The following is a 21,284-nucleotide window of genomic DNA, read 5'->3' as shown; positions in this document are numbered from 1 at the left end:
CCTGCCTATGGCTGTTTGGCATCCGGCGCTCTCAGCACCTCGAGTTCATATATTCCCTTCGCTGCTGACCGTGTCCATCTGTACCTGACTGGCTCTCCCGCATCCAGCGGATTAGCGGTCTCGAATTCGTACAGGCCCTTCTCTGGCGACCACCGATAGGTTGCGCTCTGAGGATCTGACCAGCGAGTAAAGTTCTCGTTGCGGTAGACTGAATAGGTAAGAGTCAGTCTTTCCGGCGGCCATCCGCCGTCTGATGGAAATACCGCCAAGCTGTTGGATCCCCACCAGCGAGGTTCGTTGAGAACCACACGGACGTCCCCTGCCCTAACATCGAAGATCAACGTCGAAGCAAAGATGTTCACCGGGTAGTGCTTGAAAACCTCCAGCTCATTCGCAGCCTGCTCGAGCAGGGTCTGCGTCCTGGAGAAAGAGTACTCGTCGGTGACATCGCCGAAGGTATCCACGACCAGCAGCCAGCGCGTGTTCACCTCGAGTAGCCGGAAGGAGAACTCTCGGTTGACCCCTACGTCGTCGCTGTCCGGATCGGGAGCTCTGTCAGGATCCCCTTTGAAGGGGTACCACTCGGTCGGCTCGCCATCGGGACCGTTCCAGCGAGCGTAGGGAGCCGGCGTCCACCGCTCTCTGTGCTCTCGCTTGTACCGGCTCTCGCCGACGCCGCAGTTGTCCTCGAACACGCGCACCCAAAGCGGGAACTTGTCGCGTTCGATTGAGACCGTGTGCTTCAAGCATTTCCACGGCGCCCGGCCCGACCTTACGACCCACTCGATGGAAGGCAGGTCCTTCCGCACGGGGGCACGGGCCTTCACTTTGCCAAAGTTGCCTCCTGTCGCCAACTTGAGTTGAGGGCAGGTGGGGGTCAGCGCCGGGGCCTTGACCGTTTTCACCGTCACGGCGTCCGAGCTGAAGACCACGGCTACTTCACGCGCTGCCTCCGCATCCTCTTTGTCTGCGCATACTCCAAGCACCGCCACTCGTTCCTCGTTCCCAATTCCGCCGGCCTCATTCGGAGCCAGCACGCGCGGAAACCCCTCACTCAGCCTCAGGACCTCAGGCTTCGGGAATGCGTGTACCCGTTGCTCGACCTCCTCCAACTTCTTCCCAGATGCGATCACGAGTGCGTAGGCGTCTGGCTCGTCGGCGCCCTGATGGGATCCGCCTTGGATTGGCTCCGCCACCTTGGTTGGGGACGGCGGTGCTACCGGGAGCGGCGACGGCTCGCTCCCCCGCTTGCAGCCGAGCGTCCCAGCGGTCAGCTCCAAGAGCATGGCGAGCGCCCCCATCGTCAAGCAGTACCGAATCTGCGACGAAGTACCCTTATTGTGCGCGTAAAACTCGAGCGACCGGTTCATGACGCGATACTCTGACCGGAGACGCCCTCTTGCAAGAGTGATCTTCTCCGGTTGGGTCCGGCGCCGTCCACGGCCCAGCCCTGGCCAAGGGATCGGCGCACCGTGCCCGCGCTCGAGCGGTACGTTCATCTTGAGAACGGGGTTTCGGCGTCACCAAGCACCAGCGCCCCCTCCTTCGGTGCCGTCACGCGCACCCGATCGCCTTGCGCCGGAACGTGGACCGTGAACGTCAGGATTTCAGGTTCATCCTTCTTACCGGAAGGCGGGTCCGTCTCGACGATCAACGTCTGATTTCCAATGAGAATTACTGCGTGGCGCTTCGACCAGCGTCATTCCTGAAGTACTCGAGTTTCAGCTCGTAGGGCGGAACCTGTCAATGACTTTGAGACCAGCGTTATGGAAGTTTACTGTTGCGTCTCCTCTGTGGTGCTGTTCGGTTTCGGTGGGTTGATCCAAACCGTCTCGGGCGGCTTCCGGGGCTTGGGCGCTCTGTTGACGAAGCGGTGTGGATTGGCGGCATAAGCGGCGTCGAGGACGCGAGCACGATGCGCCAGCCGCTCGTCGACAAGGCCATGATGGACGTCGTGCGGCGTGAGCAGGGCAAGCCGGCTGTGGTGGTGCTGAGTGTTGTACTAGGTGAAAAATTCCCGCAGAAACTGGCGCGCGTGCTCGATCGACGCGAATCGTTCGGGAAAGGCTGGTCGGTACTTCAGTGTCTTGAACTGAGCCTCAGAGAAGGGGTTATCATCATGAGTTCAGGGGCTGCATACTGCGGGGTGGCACGGCTGTCGGCGTCGCTCACGAACCTGGGCGTTGGCGCCGAGAATACGACACATCGTTCGTTCGGAGCAGAGATACTTGCCCTCATCGAGGAGCGCGGCAAACACCTCGACTGGCGCCAGATTGCAGAATCGCAGCTCATTCAGCGTCGCGAGCACCTCTTCTCTTTCAGCCACGGATAGGGCACGTAGGTTCGAGGCTTTGGCGCGACGTCAGGCCGCATATCGACGGCAAACAGATGCAGCACGCCCAGAGAAGCCAAGGCACTGCGTCCAATTCAGAGCGTTGACGTGCTCAGATTGTTCGGCCTCATCTCGGCTAAAAGAGGAACGCGCATCCAGTTCTTCGACAGTTCGCGCCTCATTGTTTCGGGCATTCCATCCTGGCAAGACGCCCAGGCATCACGCGCGCGCTCAATCCCAGAACGCACTTCTGAGGCAGACCATGCCAGCCCCGAACGCTTCACAAGCGCCAGAAGGGACTCGGGTGATACGGCGGAAAACCTCCTGGCCCCCCCTAAAGTGAGCCCCAGTTCAGGACCGTTTGCAAGCTCCCAGCCGTATGAGTTGGCCCAGGTTATTGTGCTGACGAAGTCATAGCAGGGCGTCAAAGTAGGCAGGTCCGCATTTCCCCAAAGGAGACTCCAGTTCTTAAGGTGAGCGTCGGTATTCCCAGAGGCAATTACGAAGCCGATCCTGCGGGCCATTTCCCGTCCTTGATCTTCGCCTGCGACGTCGCTCACAAACTTCAATGCGCCGTCAAACCCGATTCGGTTTGACCCAGAATCTCCGTATTTGTGGTCCGGAAGGAGCTCAAGCGCCTGACAAAGATCTTCCTGATGTATCTTTGAGCCGTCTACGCGTCGATCGAAACGCTCGATCGCAAATGCGTCGGGTACGTCTTCTATCCAACTGGTCGGCAACCCCAGCAAGTTGGAGGTCTGAACTACCATGTTAGGAGGAACGTCGAAGCCGGCGCCCTTTGCCCATTCCATCGTTGCGTGCTCCACTTCCGGAAGTTCTGAATGGCGGGTTCCTGGCAGTTTGACGATCCACTGCGAGGCACCTCTTTCTGCCGCCAAACTCAGTTTATCGCGCACCATCGACATTGAGAACTTCAGTTGCATGCCAGCGAGTGAGAACCGGAATTGGTCGGAGGGCGCTGCATTCTCTGGGAAAACTCTTGCCGAAGCAGGGCTGGACGGCGTGGCAACTGACACTTCAACTGCTCCCGAAAGATCCACTCCGAGAGCCCCAAGTAGCCTGTAGGAGTCTGTTTCCTTAAGCCCGTGAGCGGCGCAGAGCTTCTCTCGCAAAATGCTGCCTTTTTCCGGGAGGAGGTTCTCGAACCAGGGGAGCAAACCGGTGCCCGATTGTCTGGGACCAGGCGAGCGCAGAAAACCTATCCCAAGCCGTGGACGCTGCCGGGTCTGTTCCCAAGCCATATCCGGAATCCATTTTACCAGGCCGGTACGAGTCCGCTCCAGAGTCCCAACTTGAACTGCCGGTAGCGTCACCTTCATGGTCATGCCGCGAAAGCTCCTGTTCAATCCGACTCTGGAGAGTCCGCGTGATCTAGATAAGTGTCAACTGGACGGAGACGCGGTTCTCCAATACCCGCTTTGACCGAAAGGAACTTGGACACTGCCGTGCGCACCCGATTCCCACGGTGAATGAGGAACTGCGCGACATCGTTCCTAATCAAGTGTTCAAACGAGATTTTGTCGATGAGATGCGATTCGAGTGCTGCCCGATCATGCTCAAACGACCAGGTCTTGAATTCACTGCTGAGACCCGTGTGGCGCGCGTCTAGCAGAGCTCTGTTCGCTGCGGTTCGTGCCGCTTGCTTCGATTCCAGCTCGAGTCCTTCCCAGGCTTTGCTTCGAAAGATCTCGCGGGCTACTCGCTCGCCATCAGACACAAGCGCCTTCCAGGACACCTTCCCTCTACGGTCCGACGGTTCTAGCGCGAGCAGAGTAAGTAGTTCCACTCTGCTTGCGGCGTTCCGCGAGAAAAACGGCTGGAGCGTCCAATCGACGTGCAGTGGCTCGTTTACCGAGTCCAGGAGTCTCTTCAAAGATCCTTCGAAATCGTCCTCGACTATGCTGCGAGACTGCAGCCGCATCTTCGACACCGCTGCTCGCTGATGGACTCCAGTGACAACGCCGCGCCAGAGCCACTTAGAGAGTTCGCGTCGGGTGAGCTTGTCTGTCTCCGGAAAAAGATAGAACCACCGCGCAAGCAGGACGAACGCTATTGGGTAAGGAATGAAGCCGTACGAGGGGATGCCGGCTCCGGAGTCGTCACTGTCAGAAGGGGTCTGCAGAAATGCAACAGTGGCCTGGAGTGCCTCCGTCGCATCGAACTCTCCGACGAGATGGGATACCGCCTTCTCTCCAAGGTCCTCTAATCTCCTCGAGGGATCTAGGCCGCTCATGGCCAGAACCGCTTTCAAGACTTCGGGTCTAGGCGGCTGACCGAATCCGTCCAGGTCACAGCTCTCTTGAAGCCGTTGCAGGTCCAGCTTGCCTGCCGTGTGTGCTCGCGTTCCGAGCAGAGCCTGAAATACCTCATCAGGGCGCATTCTGACGCCCGTGCTGTTTAGTCGGGCGAACGCCCCCTTTAGCCCCTCGGGGTCGTCCGTGTCCATGAGGTAGGCAGGGACCTCGAAGTCCAGGATGCGCTGCTGAACATCTTCAACTTGTGTTTGCATGGCAACGTCGAGTTCGCAGTCCCTAAGCCATCTGCCGAGCCGCTTCAAGTCGCCTAGCGTTCGGAGGGGTACATGCCGTCCCTTTTCGTCTCCCGATGGCTCTCCCGACAAGAACTGCATTTCAATCGGGTCGTACCGAACGATCCAGCGATTGTCCCCGCGGTGGTCCAGGTCCAAGAGCGCGGCCGCGAGAGCCGTTGTTCTTTGCTGACCGTCTACAATGAACCACGCTCCGTCTTTCTTTGGAACTGGATGTCGCGCATTGCCGATTCGGAAACTCTCATCCGCAGGAGCATCCTTCTTCCAGAAGAGCAGTGAGCCTATAGGGTAGCCTTTGAGGACGCTGTCGAACAATTTTACTACGTCGCTCGCTTTCCATCGCAGAGGCCTTTGAAAGTCCGGAACGCGAATTTCGGCTGCTTCCACCTTCCCAAGAATCTTCCTCACAGTGAGCGAGAAAGCTTGCGGCGGCTTCTCTAGAGGGGAAAGAAGTTGCTGATTCGACACGGACGCCATTTGGTGTATCTTAACCAGAGTTGGCCAGAAAGCTACGCCTCTGCGGCATGCGTGGCTCAACGCTTCCCGTGCCGCTGACCGCCACGACTCGATCAGTGCACGCGGCTGCCGAACCCGGGGCCTTCGACGATCTCGGCCTCTACCGTGGCCAGCCTGTCCAGCCGTTCCTGGACCTCGGCGGGCTTCATGAACAGGCCCGCCAGCTCGACGAACGTGCCGGCGAGCCGCTCTTCCGCGTTGGCCAGCACCCGTTAGAACTCCGCCCGCCGCGTGTGCCCCGTGCGGGCAAAGCCTTCCGTCAGCAAGATCGGGCGTTCGTGCGAACGCGCCTCGATGAGGCCCACCACCAACAGGAGAATCCACGCGGCAGGGGCTCGATGTTCGTGGCGGCCGCCAGCTGCGCGCGCGTGTACGTGTTGGCCGTATCGGCCCCGGGGGTGATGCCGAGTTCAGCCAGCAATGGGGGTGGCGTGCTTTACGTGAAAGAAGGCGAAGGTACGAAGAACGAACTCGAACCTTTCCCCGTCGTCAACATTCGGCTCGGCAAGTCCTGGTGAGAGGGGCGCGGAAGACGGCGAACACAATACCTGGCACGCCGCTCGCAACATGGCGGCCGCATGCAACTCGTCTTCGATCGCGGCACCGTGCTGTTGCACGATCCGCCGCCTGAGATCGATCCCGGCCAGATCCCGGCGCTGCGCTGGGATCCCCGGGTCAATGCCTTTCGCGCGCCCGCCCGGCTCGCGTACCCTATTCGGCGGGTCCTCCGGCAAAAGGGTGTCGCGTTCGACGACACGCTCCGCCCGCTCTTCGCACAGCCGTCCGGATTTGCACCACTGCCGCTGCGGGACTACCAACGAGCCGCGCTCGAGGCCTGGCGCAAAAACGGCAGGCGGGGCGTGGTGTCGCTGCCCACCGGCACGGGGAAAACCCGCCTGGCGTTGGCCGCGCTCGCCTGCACGGCCACCCCCGCGCTCTGCCTGGTGCCCACGCGTGCGCTGCTCGCCCAGTGGGTGAACACGCTGGCGAACGTGTATGCGGGTCCCATCGGCTGTCTGGGCGATGGGGACCGCACACTGGCGCCCCTCACGGTGGCCACCTACGCCAGCGCCACCCAGCACATGGCAAAGCTCGGCAACGCCTTTGGTCTTTTGGTGATCGACGAAGCCCATCACTTCGGCAACTCCCGTTTCGACGAAGCGCTCGAGATGTCGATCGCGCCCCTGCGCCTCGGGCTCACCGCCACCCCGCCACCTCCGGGCCCTGCGGCGATGGCCCTGGCGCGCCTCATCGGGCCCGCCGTGTTCACGCTGGACGTGGCGGATCTATCCGAGAACCTGGCGCCCTTTTCTCGTGTGCAGATCCCGCTGTCACTCGACGACGACGAACGCGCCACTTACGACGCGCTCGTGAGCGTTTACCGGGAGGCGCTCGGGCTCTTTCGGCTCAAACACCCCCGGGGCCAGTGGGAGGACTTCGTGCGCCTGGCCGCCGGCACCAACGAAGGCCGTCGCGGGCTGGCGGCGTGGCGGCGGGCGAGGCATCTGCTCGCGTTTCCGCGTTGCAAGCGGCGTGCGTTGGCAGAGCTTCTGCGCGACCACCAACACAGGCGCACGCTGGTGTTCGTGGCTGACAACGAAACCGCCTACGCCGTGGCACGCGAGCATCTCATCATGCCGCTCACCTGCGACATCACCCGCAAGGAAAGGCAGGCGATGCTGGCGCGCTTTGGGCGGGGTGAGCTTGCCGCGCTGGTCTCGGCGCAGGTGCTGAACGAGGGGCTCGACGTGCCCGAGGCCGACGTGGGCATCGTGGTGGCGGGGCGGCTCGGGGAACGCGAACACACGCAACGGGTGGGACGCCTGCTCCGGCCTGCCCCCGGCAAACAGGCGATTGTCTACGAGCTCGTGGTGCAAGGCACGAGCGAGGTGTGGCAATCGGAAAGGAGATGGTGCCGTCTTGCTCCGCGACGCCGACCTTCCCCTTAGGATCCTGGGCACCCGAGCCCACTTCGATTTTCTCGGCCCGCAAGACGAGCCCTGGCTGAGCGGCCTCATCGAGGCCACGCGCCCGCTTTCAGGGGCCAAACGACGTCAGCTCGCCGAGCGGCTCTCCGAGCCCCTTGTCGGCGAGGCTCCTCCGTTCAAGCGGCGGGCCGCGGCCCGGGTGTGGCTGCGGCTCTGGCGCCCGCTCAAGCTGGGCAAGCCCTCCCCCGCGCGCCTGCGGGAGCACGTATTTCCCGCAGCCGCAGCCGGTGCCCCACGCGAACGCGTCTTCGCGGACGTGGCAGAGGCCCTGGGCATCGAGGCCGCCGGCATCGAGGAGGCCCTCTTTGCCGACCTGCCAGGGGAGCGGCGGCTCGAGGCGCCTTGCCCCCTGCCTTCGGCCCGCGAGCTGGCGCTGCGTACGAACCTGGCAATTGCGCAGGCGGCGCTCATGCGGGCCGCCGCGGTCGAGCTCCAGCTTCTCGGCAACACGCGCAACATTGTTAAGATTGCAAAGCTTCAGGGCCTGATGTGCGTGGTCAAGGCCGACGCCTCCGAGCCCCACGTGGAGATCTCGGGGCCGTTTTCGCTGTTCCGTCACACCTTGCTCTACGGGCGCGCGCTGGCAAGCCTCGTGCCCCACCTCGCCTGGTGCCCGCGCTTTTCCCTCTCGGCCTCAGCCCAGCTGCGCGGGCAGCTCTGCGACGTGTCGCTCGACCACACGGCCCCGCTCTTTCCCGCGGCGCCCCCGCGCGCCTTCGACAGCCGCCTCGAGGCCCGCTTCGCTGCCGAGGTGGCCGTGGTGGCACCCGATTGGGACGTGATCCGCGAGCCCGAGCCTCTTGCCGCGGCCGGTACATTGGTGTTTCCCGATTTTTTGCTGCAGCACCGGATCTTTCCCGAGCGGCGGGCGTTCGTCGAGCTCGTCGGCTTTTGGACCGAACGCTATCTTTCGGACAAGCTCGCGCGGCTCCGTGCCACCGGTGTGGAAAATCTCGTGCTGTGCCTCGACGCCGATCGCGCCTGCGCCGCATCCGAACTGCCGCCGGGGCTGCCCGTGGTGCCTTACCGCAAAAAGGTGGACGCGGCAGCGGTCATGCGGGAGGTCGAACGCCTCACGACCCGATGAGCGCCAGCCGCGGGCGCCGCCTCAGAACAGCTCGATCTCGCCTCCCTTGGGGGCGATGGACTCCTCGAAGCGGGAGACGGCCTGCGCCTCCTGACGCAGGACTTGCTTGACGGCCTCGGGCCTCACACGCACGAAGGCCTGTCCCGAATCGGTCTTGAACATCACCTGCATGGGCCGCTCCCCGCCCAGGCGCTGCCCCGCCACCGGAATGCCTTCCTTTTTCAGGAATGCGAAGACGAAGTTGGCGTTCTTCTGGGGAACGCCTGACGCGATCTTCAGGATCTCGCAGGCCCCGAAGACTTTGGCCTTCAGGCGCCGCTTGTTGGCGCCCAGGTTGAGCAGATCGTTGATGAGCCGCTCCATCGCATGAACGCCATAACGAAGCGCATTCGGTCCGTCGTCGCCGGCGTCGGGGACCAGGAAGTGATTCATGCCGCCCACCTTCGCCACGGGATCGAAAAGGCAAGCCGCCACACAGGAGCCAAGCAGCGTCGACACGGTACTTGGGTGAGGGGACGTAAATACGTCGCCCACCACGATCCGGTGCACTTGCTCGGAAAGCACGGGTTTTGCGCGCACCACGGGGTTTCCGGCATCCCCTGCAAGCCGGTACGCGGTGTTGCGCATCGAAACGAAGCGCGACGTGAGATCTTGCAGTGACTCCGAGTGCCCCACGAACAGCGTTCCGCCGGGCTTGAGGTGGTCGGCAAAACCCTCCACGAGCCGCTTCTGGGTGACCTTGTCGAAGTAGATCATCACATTGCGACAAAAGATCACGTCGAAGCCATCGGGGATGTGCCAGGGAGGCGCCGTGAGGTTCACCTTGCGAAACTCGATCGATTGCTGAAGGTGTGCCTTGACCTTCCACAGCCCCTCGCTCTTGCCCTTGCCCCGCAGGAAGTGCCGGTGCAGCTGCTCGCGGGAGAGCCCCTTCATGCGCTCGCCGTCGTACACGCCCTCGCGGGCCCGGCGCAACACGTCCGTGTCGATGTCGGTGGCGTAGATTTTCACCTCGACCCCCGACGCGAAAGCACCCGCTTCGTGCAGCGCCATGACGATGGTGTAGGGCTCTTCGCCGGTCGAGCATCCCGCACTCCACACTTGCAGGGTGCGCGGGCCCGGCCGGGTCAACGCCTGGCGAAGCACGTCGTCGACGAGAACCTTGAAGTGGTGGGGCTCGCGGAAGAACTCGGTTTTGTTGGTCGTGATGGCGTTCGTGAGCTGCGACCACTCGTCGGCATTCGCCGAGAGACCCCGCAGATGCTGAATGTACGCCTCGAAGTTGGGAAGGCTGAGCGCGCGCAAGCGGCGCGCCAAGCGCGACTCGAGCAGCACCCGCTTGTGCGACGCCAGATGAATGCCACAGATCCGCCTGACGACCTCGCTGAGATCGGCGAACGCGCGATCGGACATCTTGGGCGACGCAGGGCCAAGCGGCTCCGCCCCGCTATCCAACGCAGGTTCCAAGGTGACTCACACTTCCTCGAACCCATCCATGGCTCCGGCCGAGCCCCCGCCTCCTCCGGCCTCGGACATGATGCGATCCATCTCTGCCGCCCCCCCCGAGGCCTCGGGCTCGGGGCGGCGCACCCGCGATGGGCTTGCCTTCCGGAACGGGCGTCGGGCGGGCGGGGGCACCACGTGGCGCCGGGGGGGTGCCGTGCCCTCGTCTTCCGCCTGACTTCCCCGCTCCCTCAGGCGAAAGCGGCTCACCACGCTCAGCAGGTCGTGTGCCCGGCTCGACAACGTCGAGGCCGTCTCCGCGAGCGCCTCGGTCTCGGAGGCGTTGTTCTGGGTCACGGAGTCCATCTGGGTCACGGCCGTGTTCACCTGCTCCACGCCGGTGGCCTGTTCGGTGGATGCCGCTGCGATCTCGCCCACGATGTCGGTCACACGTTTGACCGACGTCACGATGTCGCTCAAGGTCTGGCCCGAGCGGTTGACCTGAACGCCTCCTTCATCCACCAGCACCACCGCCTCGTTGATGAGCGATTTGATCTCCTTCGCGGCCGCCGCCGAGCGCTGCGAAAGGTTGCCCACCTCGGCCGCGACCACAGCGAAGCCCCGTCCCTGCTCGCCCGCGCGCGCGGCTTCCACCGCGGCATTGAGGGCCAGCACATTCGTCTGAAAGGCGATCTCGTCGATGGTGGTGATAATCTCGGCAATCCGCTTCGAGGCCGTGTTGATCTCCCGCATCGCTGCAACGGCTTGCTGAACATCCTGGCCGCCCTGCTCGGCCGTGTTGCGCGAGGTCTGCGCCAGCTGCGCCGCCTGCTGCGCGTTCTGCGAGTTCTGCCTGACCGCGGCGGTAATCTCTTCCAGGCTGGCCGCCGTCTGCTCGAGGCTCGAGGCTTGCTCCTGGGCGCCGCTCGAGATCTGTTCGGCGCTGGCCGCCACGCGCTGCGAGGCGCTGGTCACGGCGGTGGCCGAGCGGCGAATGTCGATCATCATGTCGTGCAGCTTCTCCACGAAGGTGTTGAATGACCGGCTGAGCGTTGCCAGTTCGTCCCGGCCCTGTTCGTCGAGCCGGCGGGTGAGATCTCCCTCGCCTTCGGCCACGTCCTGGATCAACTGAACCGTGGCATGGATGGGCCGCAGGATCGAGCGTGCAATCGCCCACCCCAGAAGAACCAGGGCCGCCACTGACGCAATGACGATGACCACCAAGGTCCGGCTGCGGAACGCCACGAGGGCCGAGGTCTCCCGCTCAATCGAAACACTTTCCTTGACGGCCATCTCGACCGTCCGGTCGATCGCTGCGCGGTGTTGAGCATACGCCTCGTCAAGCTCGCCCATGGCGGCGGCCACCGCCTGCGGATCCTTCCGCTCAACCGCCGGAATGAACTGGCGTTCCACCACGGCAAAGAACCTGCGCGCAGGCTCGTACGAGTTCCTCAGCAACTCCGTCCGCATCGGGCCCTCCGGGAGCGCCTTGTCCCAGAAGGCATGGCGTGTGTCGTACTCGGATCTGAGTGCCGCCATCTTGTCGAGAAGCGTGGTGGTCTCGTCTTTCGACTGGCTCCTTTGGAGCAGATGCGCCACGAGGTAAGATTCGATGATGTACTCGGGAGGCGGCAGAATGTCCGCCACGAGATCTTTTTGCAGGATGATGCGGTCGTAGTTCGCGCCGTCTACCTTCACCTCTCTCACGGTATCGTCAGCGTAGATGCCTAGCGCGGCCAACACAGCCGCGCCCAGGCCCCCAAGCGCGAAGAGCTTCATCTTGATCGTCCAATTACTCAACATGACGGTTCTCCTGAAAATCGAGCTGGTTACCCTGCCCAAGCGGCATACCGAAGGCGTCTTCCACGAGCGCCTTGACATCGAGACACATGACGAGCCCGTCCTTGACGTGGGCCACACCCGTGACCATCGTTTGCTCGGGGCGAGAAGGAAGCTCCGGAGGCGGCGAGAGGACCTCCAGCGGGAAGGCCACCACCGCGTTGACTGCATCGACCACGAGCCCTACCGTTTTGCCTTCGACGCTGACCACGATGATCAAGGTGAAGCGGTCATAGGGCGGCACCGGCAGATCGAACTTGATCCGCAGATCGATCACCGGAATCACGGTGCCGCGCAGGTTCATGACACCCTTGACGAAGGAGGGCACGTTCGGCACCCGGGTGATCTGCGAGTACACCTTGATCTCCTGCACGCCGAGCACGTCGATGGCGTACTGCTCGGAGCCAAGACGAAACGTGAGCATCTGCCCTGATGCTCTCGGCTCGGCTCCCTTTTCTGTTCTGCGTTGTGGCTGCATTGTCCTCTCCGATGCGGATTTCGCTTCAGGCCCCCAGCACGGCCTCGATCGCGGCAGGCGCCAGATCGTGCAACGGCAGGCAGCGGTCGACGGCGTGACACTTCAATGCTTCCTTCGGCATCCCGAAGACGACACATGTGGCCTCATCCTGAGCGAACGTATGCCCATTGGCTTTTCGCATCGCCAGAAGACCTTCGGCGCCGTCGGCCCCCATCCCTGTCATCAGCACGCCCACCGCGTTGGCGCCGGCGTACTTGGCACACGAGTGAAAGAGCACGTCCACCGAGGGGCGGTGTCCCGAAACCGCGGGACCGTCGGTGACATCCACGATGTACTGCGCTCCGCTTCGCCTCAAGCTCATGTGGTAGTTGCCCGGAGCCACCAGCGCATGCCCAGGAAGCACGCGATCCCCGTGCACGGCTTCCTTGACTCGCACGCGTGACAGCCGGTTCAACCGCTCGGCAAAGGTGCTCGTAAAGCGGGCCGGCATGTGTTGCACCACCAGAATGCCGGGCGCGTCGGCCGGCAAAGCAGAAAAGAACGAGGCCAGCGCCTCGGTGCCCCCTGTCGAGGCGCCCACCGCGATGATCTTTTCGGTGGTGCGTGACAACAGAGGACCACGCGCCGCGGCCACCTTCTCGACGCGCGGACGAGGCTTCTTCGGCACGAGGGCCGAGACGCGACAGTGCGCCGCCGCGCGGACCTTGTTCAAGAGCTCTTGTTCCAAGGCCACCGTGCCCGTGCGCAAGTCCAATTTCGGTTTTTCGACCACCTCCAGGGCGCCCATCTCGAGCGCCCGCATCGTGGTAGCGCACCCGCGCTGCGTGAGCGACGACACGACCACAACGGGCATTGGGTGATGCGCCATCAGGTTGGCCAAGAAGGTCAGGCCATCCATCTTGGGCATCTCGAGATCGAGAGTCAGTACGTGCGGGCGCAACGCCTTGATCTGGGTCCAGGCCACGAGAGGATCGGGCGCGGTGCCCACAACCTCCACGTCGGTCGCCCGTCCCAGACTCGCCGTCAGCATCTCCCGGAAGAGGGCAGAGTCATCCACAATGAGCACACGGGTTCGCTCCATGAAGGCCTCACCCTCCGAAGTGGTTCCCCAGGCGCGCTCGGGCCGGCTCGCGGCGGCCGCTCATCCCGCAAAGCGTTGCGAGCCCCGCCACGTCGATCACCAGGGCCACACGGCCATTGCCCAGGATGGTCGCGCCCATCACGCCCGGCACGGGCTGGTAGTGCGTCTCGAGGTTCTTCATGACGACCTGGATCTGGCCCCTGACTTCGTCCACCAAGAGGGCGAAGCGGCGCCCGCCCTGCTCCACGACGACCACGAGACCCACGTGTTGCTCGTCGCGCGGCGGGTCAGCATCGAAAAGCGCGCCCAGGCGAACCAAAGGCAAGGTTTGGCCTTGGAACAGCACCACCTCGTCTCGTGCCATCACCCGCCAAGCCAGGTGCGATTCGGCCCGAAACGACTGCAGCACGGAGAGCAACGGCAACACGTAAAGCTCATCCCCTGCCGTGACACACAGACCATCCAAAATCGCCAACGTCAGGGGCAGCGTGACCACGAAGCGGGTGCCTCGTCCCGGCAGAGATTCGAGCCGGATGGAGCCGTTGAGCGTCTCCACATTGCGTTTCACCACGTCCATACCCACGCCGCGTCCCGACACGTCAGTGATTCCGTCGGCCGTGGAAAACCCTGGCGCAAAGATGAGCGCATGCACGTCCTCTTCGGCCAGCTGTTGCCCCGGCGACACCAAGCCGCGCTCAATCGCCTTGGACAGAATTCTTGACGACTGCAGCCCGCGGCCATCGTCTTCCACGATGATCTCCACCGAGCCCGCGACGTGGCTGGCACCAAGGGCAAGCTCTGCCTGCGGGTTTTTGCCTGCTGCCACACGCTCGGCGGGGGGCTCCACGCCATGATCGAGAGCGTTGCGCACGAGGTGGGTCAGGGGATCGACGATGAGATCGATGACGGTCTTGTCGAGCTCCGTGTCGCCTCCGTATGTGCGCAGCGAAACCTGTTTGCCCAGGGAGCTCGCCAGGTCCCGCACCATGCGGGGGAAGCGCTGAAAGAGGCTGGACACGGGCACCATGCGCACCCCCATCACGCCTTCCTGCAATTCACGGGTGTTCCGCTCGAGGTCGCGCACGGCGGCTTCGAGGCGCGGAAGGTCCTCCGGATTGAAGTTGGCCACGATGTCCTTCAGCATGGACTTCGCGGTGATGAGCTCGCCCACGGCATCGATGAGTCGATCGATCTTGGCCGTGGGCACACGAATGGTGGACGCTTCAGACCCGCGCTCAGGTGACGTGCGAAGCGCCGTGGTCGGCCGTGACGACGGGGTGGAGCCCCCACGCGTTTCGAGGCCCTGCGGCGCCGCGTCCCCGGCGGGCGGCTCTGCTGCCGCGAACGTAGCGCCGCCGCAAAAAGCGAAGGGATCCTCGAGTTCACTCAGAGGTCGTTCGCTCGCAATATCGAGCTGCCACGTTGCATAGTTGCACTCGGGGTCGACCAAGCCCAGCTCGGGCGGTTCGTCGAAGGTGCAGCGCACTTCATACGAAGTGCACAAGCTCTGGAGCTCGTCGAGCACGAGCAGGGGGTCCAAACCCTGACGGTAAAGCTCGGGACCTGGCGAGAACACGACGCGGTATCGTGTCTCATGGGGGGCCGAGACGAGCACGGGAACTGCCACGGGAGCCGAGGGCGTCGGTGCGGTGGTGTCCAGCAAGCCCCGCAGGCGTTCGAAGGTCGTCGTATACGTTTCGTCCTTGCGCGCCTCGACGCCCGCAGAGGCTGCCGCCACGAGGCTGGCCACGACGTCCTTCGCGGGCAAGAGCACATCGATGACGGAGGCAGTGGCGTCGAGCTGGTGCTCCCGCATGAGGTCGAGCACGCTCTCGAGCACATGCGTGAACGTCCCGATCTCCTCGAGCCCCATGGCCAGCGCGCCGCCCTTGATGGAGTGCGCCGCCCGGAACACGGCGTTGATGGACTCGTCGTCCCCGGGTTGGCTTTCGAGCGCGAGCAGGCCCGACTCGAGCGCCAGCAGGTGTTCTTGGCACTCTTCCAGGAAGATGCGTCGAAAACGCTCGAAGGGCGTTTCGCTCTCGAGGCTCATCGAGGCATGACTCGCGCGATGGTCTTGAGCAGGTCGGGCGGGCTGAAGGGCTTGACCATCCAGCCCGACGCGCCTGCCTCGCGCGCAGCCTGCTTTTTGGCATCGGAGGTCTCGGTGGTGAGCAGCAGCAGGGGCGTGGTGCGATAGGCCGCGATCTGGCGGACTTTCCGCGCCACCGTCAGGCCATCCATCACCGGCATGTTCAGGTCGGTAATGATGAGATCCACCTTCTTTTTGACTGCCTCGGCCATGCCATCGGCGCCATTCGAGGCCTCTCTGACCTCGTACCCCGCCGTGACCAGCGTGTGCTTGAGGAGTTCGCGCATGGACTCCGAATCGTCGATGATGAGAACCGTCTTGCTCATTCGCTCTGCCTCTTCTTTTTAGCCGTTCGTCCGTTCCCAGCTCAGGTAGTCGGCAACACCCAAGGTCACGGCGGCACGCACGAGCTCGTCATTGGCGCCGCAGAGGCGCAGCACGCGGCCCACCTTTGACAGCGCTCGGCTGACCATCACCAGGCACTGCAGAGGTGCACCACCCAGGTACGCGCAGTCACGGCAGTCCACGGTCACGTCCCGCCGCTGCACCTCGGGGTCCGTGAGTCGCTCGAAAAGAGCGATCACCTCGGCGTTCGTCATTCGCCCTCGCAGGCCCAAACGTACGCCGCCCTCGTCGGTGGGCTCGACGTCGATCAGCGGTCGCTCGGGCTCGAGAGCCGTCTCGCTCGGTGTCACGCCAAGAGTCATCGACGCCTTGGCGCCAAAATTGATAGCCGAATCACTTGGAGCCTTGGGGCGTGCCCCGGAGCCTCATGGAGACGCACCACGGCCTACACGCACACCAAGCCCAAGTCTCGGCAGCAAACGTCCAGCGTGGCGCGCAGACCGTCCAGGACGCGCTTACCCGAAGGCCAGCTCGTCCATCTGACGCCGCATGGCCTCACCGAGGGCAGCGGCGGTCAGAAAGCCCATCTCGACCATGAGCTCACCGATGTGCTTGCTACGGAGGGCCTGCTGGCGCTGCAGCGCCACGTGCAAGTCGTCGCGCGAGATCAAGCCCTCGTGCACCAGAAGCTCGCCGATTGGCAGCGGCCGGGTGCCTTCGTCGACGGATTCCATCTGGGCCCTCAGCGCGCGGCTGAGGTCCGCTTCGCCCAGCACGCCCATGTCCAGGAGGATCTGCCCAATCGGAAGACCACGAAGCCAGGTCTGTCGTTCCAGCGCCCGCCGCAACTGCGCCGCCCCAACCAACCCCTCACTCACGAGGAACGATCCGAAACCGTTGTGCATCTCATAGCGTGACCAGCTGACACAGTCGAGGCAAGTCCCATCCCAAGAAAATCAGCAGTGGGGGTTCTCGACCTACAGCGGGTTTGCTCGGCGCAAACGCACACACACCCGAGCAAGCGCTTTCCCCCTCCCCTTCACCATCAGATTCGGCGCAAGCGCCTCGCAAAGGTGGACCGAACAAGCTCTCGTTGTGGTGTTGTCATGAAGGCTCGTCGGCTGTCAGAAAGCGTACCAAGAAGCATTTGACACTCCTGTTTAGCTCTCGCATTCGTCAGTGACGTCGTCCTGTTTCGGGGGCGTCGCTGACGATGCCGCTTCCGAAACCTGCAGGGCTCGACTGTTTTCCGCGGCGAAACGCTGGCGCTGGTAGTGTTCAGGTCGATGCGTCTGACTCGACAGGCCGACTTTTCCCTGCGTGTTCTCAGGCCGGGGGGCTCAGGCTCTCTATTGACCCTGCTCTGTTACGCATCGGCGACGTGGTGAGAGAGACCGAGCCCAACTTCGAGCTGCTCGAGTGCTTCAACGCCGAGAAGAACACCTGCCCGCTCGACCCCTCCTGCACGCTCAAGGGCGTATTCAAGCAAGCCGAACGCCGGTTTCTCGAGACGCTCGATCAGTACACGCTGGCGGACATGATCCGGCGGCCCCAGGCGCTCATCAAAGTGCTCTTGCCGTCCCGCGCTCCAAACTCCGCGCGGCCTTAGCCCCAGGGGGCTCGTCCGCCGGGCCCTGCGGCCACCCGCGGCTTCGGCGCAGAATCCTGTGATCCCCGTGACATCGGATCGCCTTGACAGGGCCCCACAATCCGGGGAGCGTGTCAGCCTTTTCCGAGCCACGTGCCCCCTTCTTCCTCGACCGGGGCGCACCTTATTCCTTGGGGCCCCCCTCGAAGGGTCCCCCCCCAGCCCCCCCCCTTCCTCTAGGAGACTTCATGAAGCGACGAGACCTCCTGGCGGGCGCCACCTTCGGCACCGCCGGCAGCCTGCTCCTTCCCGCCTGGCCCTCGCCCCGCGCCGCCCTTGCCGCCCGCCGGACCCCGCCGCCCTACAAAGAGGTGATGCGCCACGACGATCGGCCCCGCAGCGGCGTGACTTTGGGAGGCGTCGGGGCTGGAGGCGCCGAGCTGCGCAAGGACGGTCGCTTTTACGAGTGGAGCGCGTTCAACAACGCCCCCCGGGGCACGGGCCCCCACCTGGGGTTCGAGCAAGACGACATCATGTTCTTCAAGCTGCGCTACGAGGTGCCGGGACAAGAGCCGCGCATCAAACTGCTGCAGATCGAGGGCGGCCACAGGGTGGGCACCGTCGACGTGCACGTCTACGAGTTTCCCTGGATGACCGGCGTTCAGACGATCACGTACAGCGCCCGGTTCCCCCAGGCTGAGTTGGTGTTCACGGATCCCGAGATGCCCGTGGAGATCACCCTCGAGGCGTTTAGCCCCTTCGTTCCTCACGACGTGGACAGCTCCACGCTGCCCGCCATCTGTTTCGATTTCCAGGTCACGAACAAGTCGCGCAAGCCGGTCGACGTGATGCTCATGGCCTGCCAGCGCAACGTCGCAGGCTACGACGTCAAGGAAAAGCTCTACAGCGCCACGCGCTTCGAGGGTACGGGGTGGAAGGGGTTCGAGGCCGGCGCCACGGGTCTGCCTGCCGATCACAGCTCGAATGGCACCCTGGCGCTGCTGTCTCTTTCGGACGAGACCACCCACTACCTCGGGTGGGAACACCGGCACCCTTACTTCGAGCGCGTGCTGCGCAGCAAAACCTTGCCCGGGCTCGACGAAACCGCCAAGCGCACCACGAAAGACAAGGCCACGGGCAAACGCTTTGCCTTGCCCCGCACGTTCAACACGCTGGCCCGCTCGGCGTCGCTTGCGCCCCGCCAGGGCTTTTCTCACGGCTTCGTCATGGCCTGGCACTTTCCCAACATGTGGAACGAGGACAAAACGCGCATTGAGGGCGCCTACTACGCCCGCACGTTCAAGTCGGCGGCCGAGGTGGCCCGCCACGTGGCCACGCACAAGGCCGACCTGCGGGGCCGCACGCAGGCCTTCGTGGACGCGTTCTATGACAGCGACGCCGACCCCGTGGTGCTGGACCAGGTGAACTCGCAGCTGAACACCTTCGTCACCAGCGGCTGGGCCACCAAAGACGGCAACTTCGGCATTCTCGAGGGCCTCACCCCGGAAAAGCACTGGGGACCCCTGGCGACCACGGACGTGAGCGTCTACGGCTCGATCCCCATCGCCACCCTGTTTCCCTCGTTGCAGCGCTCGACTTTACGGGCTCACCGGGGCATTCAAGAACCCTCGGGTGAGATCGCCCACGGCCTGCTCCGCGATTTCGCGAAGAAGAAGACCGGCGTGGCCGGTGTAGACAGGCGGCTGGATCTACACGCCCAGTACGTGGGCATGGTGATGCGCGACTTCTTCTGGACGGGCGACAAGGCCTTCTTGAAGGAGATGTGGCCTTCGATGGAAAAGGCCCTCGAGTACTGCCTGAAAGAGCGGGATCTCGACGGCGATTCGATGCCCGACATGGAAGGCATCATGTCGAGCTACGACAACTTCCCCATGTTCGGGGTGGCCGCGTACATCGGCTCGCAGTGGCTCGCCGCCCTGGCCGGCATGGCCGCGGGCGCCCGCGCGCTGGGCAACGAGCCCGCAGCCAAGCGCTACGCCGCCTTTTACGAAAAGGGTAAGGCGATCTTCGAGAGCCGCTTGTGGAACGGCAAGTACTACCGCCTGTGGAACGACGAAGGCGGCAAACACGGCGGCAAGGATGAAGGCTGCCTGACCGATCAGCTGATCGGCCAGTGGACGATGCGCTTTTTCGGCAAGGACGATCTGGTCCCTCGCGCCCACGTGCGGTCCGCCCTCGAGGCCGTGCTCGACCTGTCGTACAAACCCGATTTCGGCTTGCGCAACTGCAGCTGGCCCGGGCAAACGCCCTGGGCCGACATCCCCGATCACATCTGGGTGGATCAGGCGAACACCTGCTGGTCGGGGGTCGAGCTGGCCTTTGCGTCGTTCCTCATGTACGAGGGTCTTTACAAAGAGGGGCTCGACGTATTCCGCACCGTGGATCGGCGCTACCGCAAAGCGGGTCGCTACTGGGACCACCAGGAGTTCGGCGGCCACTATTACCGGGCTTTGTCGGCGTGGGCCGCGGTGAACGCCATGGCGGGTCTCACCCAGAACCAGGGCGTGCTGGGGTTCGCGCCCACGGTGCCCAAGCGGCAACTGCGGCTCTTCTTCGCCACCCCCACGGCCACGGGCCACTACGAGCGCAACGGCGCGGCCGGAGGTCAGAGGATCAAGATAAGCCTGGCCACGGGCGAGCTCACGCTGCAGGGGCTCACGCTCAGCCTCGACAAGCCGAGTGCGCGCGCCACGCTGCGGGTCGATGGCCAACCGCTGAGCTTGCCGGCGGGGGCGGTCACGGCAGGCGCGGGCGAGGTCACGTTCTCCTTCGCCACGCCTCTCGTCGTCAAAGCTTTACAGGTGCTCGAAGCGCGGGCTTGATGGTCGCGTGAGCACCCCCCATGCCCGGGGGCCCGGCAACGCCGCGGCTCCCTCCCCTCCCGCGCGCCCGCAGCGCCACGCCTTGTTGGTGCGGCCGGGCGCGGCCTTCCGTTGCTTCGCCGACGGGCTGTGCTGTAGCAGCATCCACCTTCTCGGCCCCGTCTCGGCGGCCGAGCTCATCCCGGTCAAGCGGCTCCACCGCGATCCCGTCTTTTACGACAGCTCCATTCGCGCGAAGGTGTTTCGCTTCAAGGACGACGGCACGTGCGTCTTCCTGCGCCCGGATCATTTATGTGGCGTGCACGCACAGCTGGGTGTCGAAGGAAAGCCCGACACCTGTCGCAAGTTCCCCTTCGCGCTCGTGGCCACCCCCGTGGGCCGCAGGGTGGTCACCGCCCACCGCTGCTCGTGCCGCACCCTGGGCGAGCGTCCCGCCCTCACCCCCGCCGCGGTGGAAGAGGAGATCCGCATCCCGGGCAAGGTCTTGCGTGCCGAGCGCAGCATGCTGGGGCGGATTTCGCTCACGTCTCGTCGCCACGTGGGCTTTGCGACCTACCTCGCCGAGGAAGCCCCCTGGCTTGCCGCTTTGGCGGCCGGCCGTGACCCCTTCACCGTGCTCGCGCGCAAGCCCTTTCCCCGGCTCCGCGGGCGCTCCTGGCGCGACGTCGCCAAGGAGTTTCACGAACAGGAGGACGATTCGGCGTACGAACTGGCGAAGTCCTGGTTTGCCGATGCGATCCTTGCGGTAACCGCAGGCGTGCGCTTCCCTCACCGCGGCCGGCCCTGGGCGCGCTTCTTCGACAAGGCCGAGGCCCGCGCCACCACCGTGCGCCGCCCCCGCGACATGTACAACGACTGGCTGGCCGACGTGATCTGGTCCTTCGAGTGGACCGATCACGGCACGTTCGCGCGCGCCCGCCGCGAATTGGCCACGCGCCTCGCCATGGCCCAGGCCATCGCGGCCGCGCTCACCCGCAAAGGCGTGCGGGCCGATCGGGCCACCGCGGAGGCGCTGATGATCATCGAAGACATCGGCACCACCGAGGCGTGGGAGGCCGTGGTGGCCCTGATGCCGCCGTGAAC

20 protein-coding genes are annotated in these 21,284 nt (G+C 64.1%); 7 read left to right on the top strand and 13 right to left on the bottom strand.

The features are described 5' to 3' along the window. Nucleotides 1-5 precede the first annotated feature (5 nt). Nucleotides 6-1,370 (bottom strand): hypothetical protein, encoded by a 1,365-nt coding sequence (locus tag KA712_00150; GenBank protein ID MCG5051348.1) that lies wholly within the window; start codon nt 1,368-1,370, stop codon nt 6-8. Nucleotides 1,371-1,495: 125 nt separating this feature from the next. Next, nucleotides 1,496-1,654, bottom strand: coding sequence for a hypothetical protein (locus KA712_00145; GenBank protein ID MCG5051347.1), 159 nt, complete (start codon nt 1,652-1,654; stop codon nt 1,496-1,498). Between the two features lie 261 nt (nt 1,655-1,915). Between KA712_00145 and KA712_00140 the strand changes: the two genes are divergently transcribed. Next, on the top strand, nt 1,916-2,332 hold the full coding sequence (locus KA712_00140) for a hypothetical protein (protein MCG5051346.1): 417 nt from the start codon (nt 1,916-1,918) through the stop codon (nt 2,330-2,332). A 95-nt stretch (nt 2,333-2,427) separates the two neighbouring features. Here the strand turns inward: KA712_00140 and KA712_00135 are convergent, their stop codons facing one another. From KA712_00135 to KA712_00125, 3 genes are all read right to left on the bottom strand, one after another. Further along, complete coding sequence (locus KA712_00135; GenBank protein MCG5051345.1) at nt 2,428-3,672, bottom strand: HipA domain-containing protein; 1,245 nt, start codon at nt 3,670-3,672, stop codon at nt 2,428-2,430. A gap of 23 nt (nt 3,673-3,695) precedes the next feature. Next, nucleotides 3,696-5,378, bottom strand: a complete 1,683-nt coding sequence (locus KA712_00130) for a DUF262 domain-containing protein (protein ID MCG5051344.1) — start codon at nt 5,376-5,378, stop codon at nt 3,696-3,698. 92 nt (nt 5,379-5,470) lie between these two features. Further along, nucleotides 5,471-5,626 carry a hypothetical protein gene (locus KA712_00125; protein ID MCG5051343.1) on the bottom strand — a complete coding sequence of 52 codons (156 nt, stop codon included), beginning with the start codon at nt 5,624-5,626 and terminating at the stop codon, nt 5,471-5,473. Nucleotides 5,627-5,695: 69 nt separating this feature from the next. Here KA712_00125 and KA712_00120 point away from each other — a divergent pair, with 69 nt between their 5' ends. Genes KA712_00120 through KA712_00110 form a run of 3 tightly spaced genes read left to right on the top strand, consistent with a single transcriptional unit; the run spans nt 5,696 to nt 8,492 of the window. Further along, nucleotides 5,696-5,935: a hypothetical protein gene (locus KA712_00120; protein MCG5051342.1), complete on the top strand. Its 240-nt coding sequence runs from the start codon at nt 5,696-5,698 to the stop codon at nt 5,933-5,935. A 60-nt stretch (nt 5,936-5,995) separates the two neighbouring features. Next, on the top strand, nt 5,996-7,366 hold the full coding sequence (locus KA712_00115) for a DEAD/DEAH box helicase family protein (GenBank protein ID MCG5051341.1): 1,371 nt from the start codon (nt 5,996-5,998) through the stop codon (nt 7,364-7,366). After that, nucleotides 7,338-8,492: a DUF790 family protein gene (locus tag KA712_00110; GenBank protein ID MCG5051340.1), complete on the top strand. Its 1,155-nt coding sequence runs from the start codon at nt 7,338-7,340 to the stop codon at nt 8,490-8,492. The genes KA712_00115 and KA712_00110 overlap by 29 nt, the downstream gene beginning before the upstream one ends. Nucleotides 8,493-8,513: 21 nt before the next feature. Here KA712_00110 and KA712_00105 read toward each other — a convergent pair whose 3' ends face one another. The 8 genes from KA712_00105 to KA712_00070 form a co-directional block, all read right to left on the bottom strand. Continuing rightward, the gene (locus tag KA712_00105) at nt 8,514-9,959 is read right to left on the bottom strand and encodes a hypothetical protein (protein ID MCG5051339.1); all 1,446 of its coding nucleotides are present in this window, start codon (nt 9,957-9,959) and stop codon (nt 8,514-8,516) included. Between the two features lie 6 nt (nt 9,960-9,965). Next, complete coding sequence (locus tag KA712_00100; GenBank protein ID MCG5051338.1) at nt 9,966-11,738, bottom strand: HAMP domain-containing protein; 1,773 nt, start codon at nt 11,736-11,738, stop codon at nt 9,966-9,968. Then, nucleotides 11,728-12,198, bottom strand: a complete 471-nt coding sequence (locus KA712_00095) for a chemotaxis protein CheW (GenBank protein MCG5051337.1) — start codon at nt 12,196-12,198, stop codon at nt 11,728-11,730. Before KA712_00095 ends, KA712_00100 begins: the two co-directional genes overlap by 11 nt. 79 nt (nt 12,199-12,277) lie before the next feature. Beyond that, complete coding sequence (locus tag KA712_00090) at nt 12,278-13,333, bottom strand: chemotaxis response regulator protein-glutamate methylesterase (protein MCG5051336.1); 1,056 nt, start codon at nt 13,331-13,333, stop codon at nt 12,278-12,280. A gap of 7 nt (nt 13,334-13,340) precedes the next feature. Beyond that, nucleotides 13,341-15,386 (bottom strand): chemotaxis protein CheA, encoded by a 2,046-nt coding sequence (locus KA712_00085; GenBank protein ID MCG5051335.1) that lies wholly within the window; start codon nt 15,384-15,386, stop codon nt 13,341-13,343. Next, nucleotides 15,383-15,751: a response regulator gene (locus KA712_00080; GenBank protein ID MCG5051334.1), complete on the bottom strand. Its 369-nt coding sequence runs from the start codon at nt 15,749-15,751 to the stop codon at nt 15,383-15,385. The genes KA712_00085 and KA712_00080 overlap by 4 nt, the downstream gene beginning before the upstream one ends. Before the next feature lie 18 nt (nt 15,752-15,769). Further along, on the bottom strand, nt 15,770-16,120 hold the full coding sequence (locus tag KA712_00075) for an STAS domain-containing protein (protein ID MCG5051333.1): 351 nt from the start codon (nt 16,118-16,120) through the stop codon (nt 15,770-15,772). A gap of 165 nt (nt 16,121-16,285) precedes the next feature. Continuing rightward, nucleotides 16,286-16,675, bottom strand: coding sequence for a hypothetical protein (locus tag KA712_00070; protein MCG5051332.1), 390 nt, complete (start codon nt 16,673-16,675; stop codon nt 16,286-16,288). Between the two features lie 308 nt (nt 16,676-16,983). On the opposite strand from KA712_00070, the gene KA712_00065 reads away from it, so the two are divergent. The 3 genes from KA712_00065 to KA712_00055 all read left to right on the top strand — a co-directional run bounded on the left by KA712_00065 (nt 16,984) and on the right by KA712_00055 (nt 21,282). Continuing rightward, a complete protein-coding gene (locus KA712_00065) occupies nt 16,984-17,379 on the top strand; it encodes an Rrf2 family transcriptional regulator (protein ID MCG5051331.1) in 396 nt (131 codons plus the stop codon). A 227-nt stretch (nt 17,380-17,606) separates the two neighbouring features. Continuing rightward, nucleotides 17,607-20,201 carry a hypothetical protein gene (locus KA712_00060; GenBank protein ID MCG5051330.1) on the top strand — a complete coding sequence of 865 codons (2,595 nt, stop codon included), beginning with the start codon at nt 17,607-17,609 and terminating at the stop codon, nt 20,199-20,201. 7 nt (nt 20,202-20,208) lie between these two features. Beyond that, entirely contained in the window at nt 20,209-21,282 is a 1,074-nt protein-coding gene (locus KA712_00055) for a YkgJ family cysteine cluster protein (GenBank protein MCG5051329.1), read from the top strand. Nucleotides 21,283-21,284: the final 2 nt, after the last annotated feature.

The organism is Myxococcales bacterium (genome assembly GCA_022184915.1).
GTDB lineage: Bacteria > Myxococcota_A > Polyangia > Fen-1088 > Fen-1088 > JAGTJU01.
Note: the sequence above shows the minus strand (reverse complement) of the source record. Positions and strands in the feature narration are given on the sequence as shown.

Coding starts and splice junctions, on each gene's coding strand:
- KA712_00150 (MCG5051348.1), bottom strand. CDS start 1,370: ATGAACCGGTCGCTCGAGTTTTACGCGCACAATAAGGGTACTTCGTCG.
- KA712_00140 (MCG5051346.1), top strand. CDS start 1,916: ATGCGCCAGCCGCTCGTCGACAAGGCCATGATGGACGTCGTGCGGCGT.
- KA712_00135 (MCG5051345.1), bottom strand. CDS start 3,672: ATGAAGGTGACGCTACCGGCAGTTCAAGTTGGGACTCTGGAGCGGACT.
- KA712_00130 (MCG5051344.1), bottom strand. CDS start 5,378: ATGGCGTCCGTGTCGAATCAGCAACTTCTTTCCCCTCTAGAGAAGCCG.
- KA712_00115 (MCG5051341.1), top strand. CDS start 5,996: ATGCAACTCGTCTTCGATCGCGGCACCGTGCTGTTGCACGATCCGCCG.
- KA712_00100 (MCG5051338.1), bottom strand. CDS start 11,738: ATGTTGAGTAATTGGACGATCAAGATGAAGCTCTTCGCGCTTGGGGGC.
- KA712_00095 (MCG5051337.1), bottom strand. CDS start 12,198: ATGCTCACGTTTCGTCTTGGCTCCGAGCAGTACGCCATCGACGTGCTC.
- KA712_00090 (MCG5051336.1), bottom strand. CDS start 13,333: ATGGAGCGAACCCGTGTGCTCATTGTGGATGACTCTGCCCTCTTCCGG.
- KA712_00085 (MCG5051335.1), bottom strand. CDS start 15,386: ATGAGCCTCGAGAGCGAAACGCCCTTCGAGCGTTTTCGACGCATCTTC.
- KA712_00080 (MCG5051334.1), bottom strand. CDS start 15,751: ATGAGCAAGACGGTTCTCATCATCGACGATTCGGAGTCCATGCGCGAA.
- KA712_00070 (MCG5051332.1), bottom strand. CDS start 16,675: ATGCACAACGGTTTCGGATCGTTCCTCGTGAGTGAGGGGTTGGTTGGG.
- KA712_00065 (MCG5051331.1), top strand. CDS start 16,984: ATGCCGCTTCCGAAACCTGCAGGGCTCGACTGTTTTCCGCGGCGAAAC.
- KA712_00060 (MCG5051330.1), top strand. CDS start 17,607: ATGAAGCGACGAGACCTCCTGGCGGGCGCCACCTTCGGCACCGCCGGC.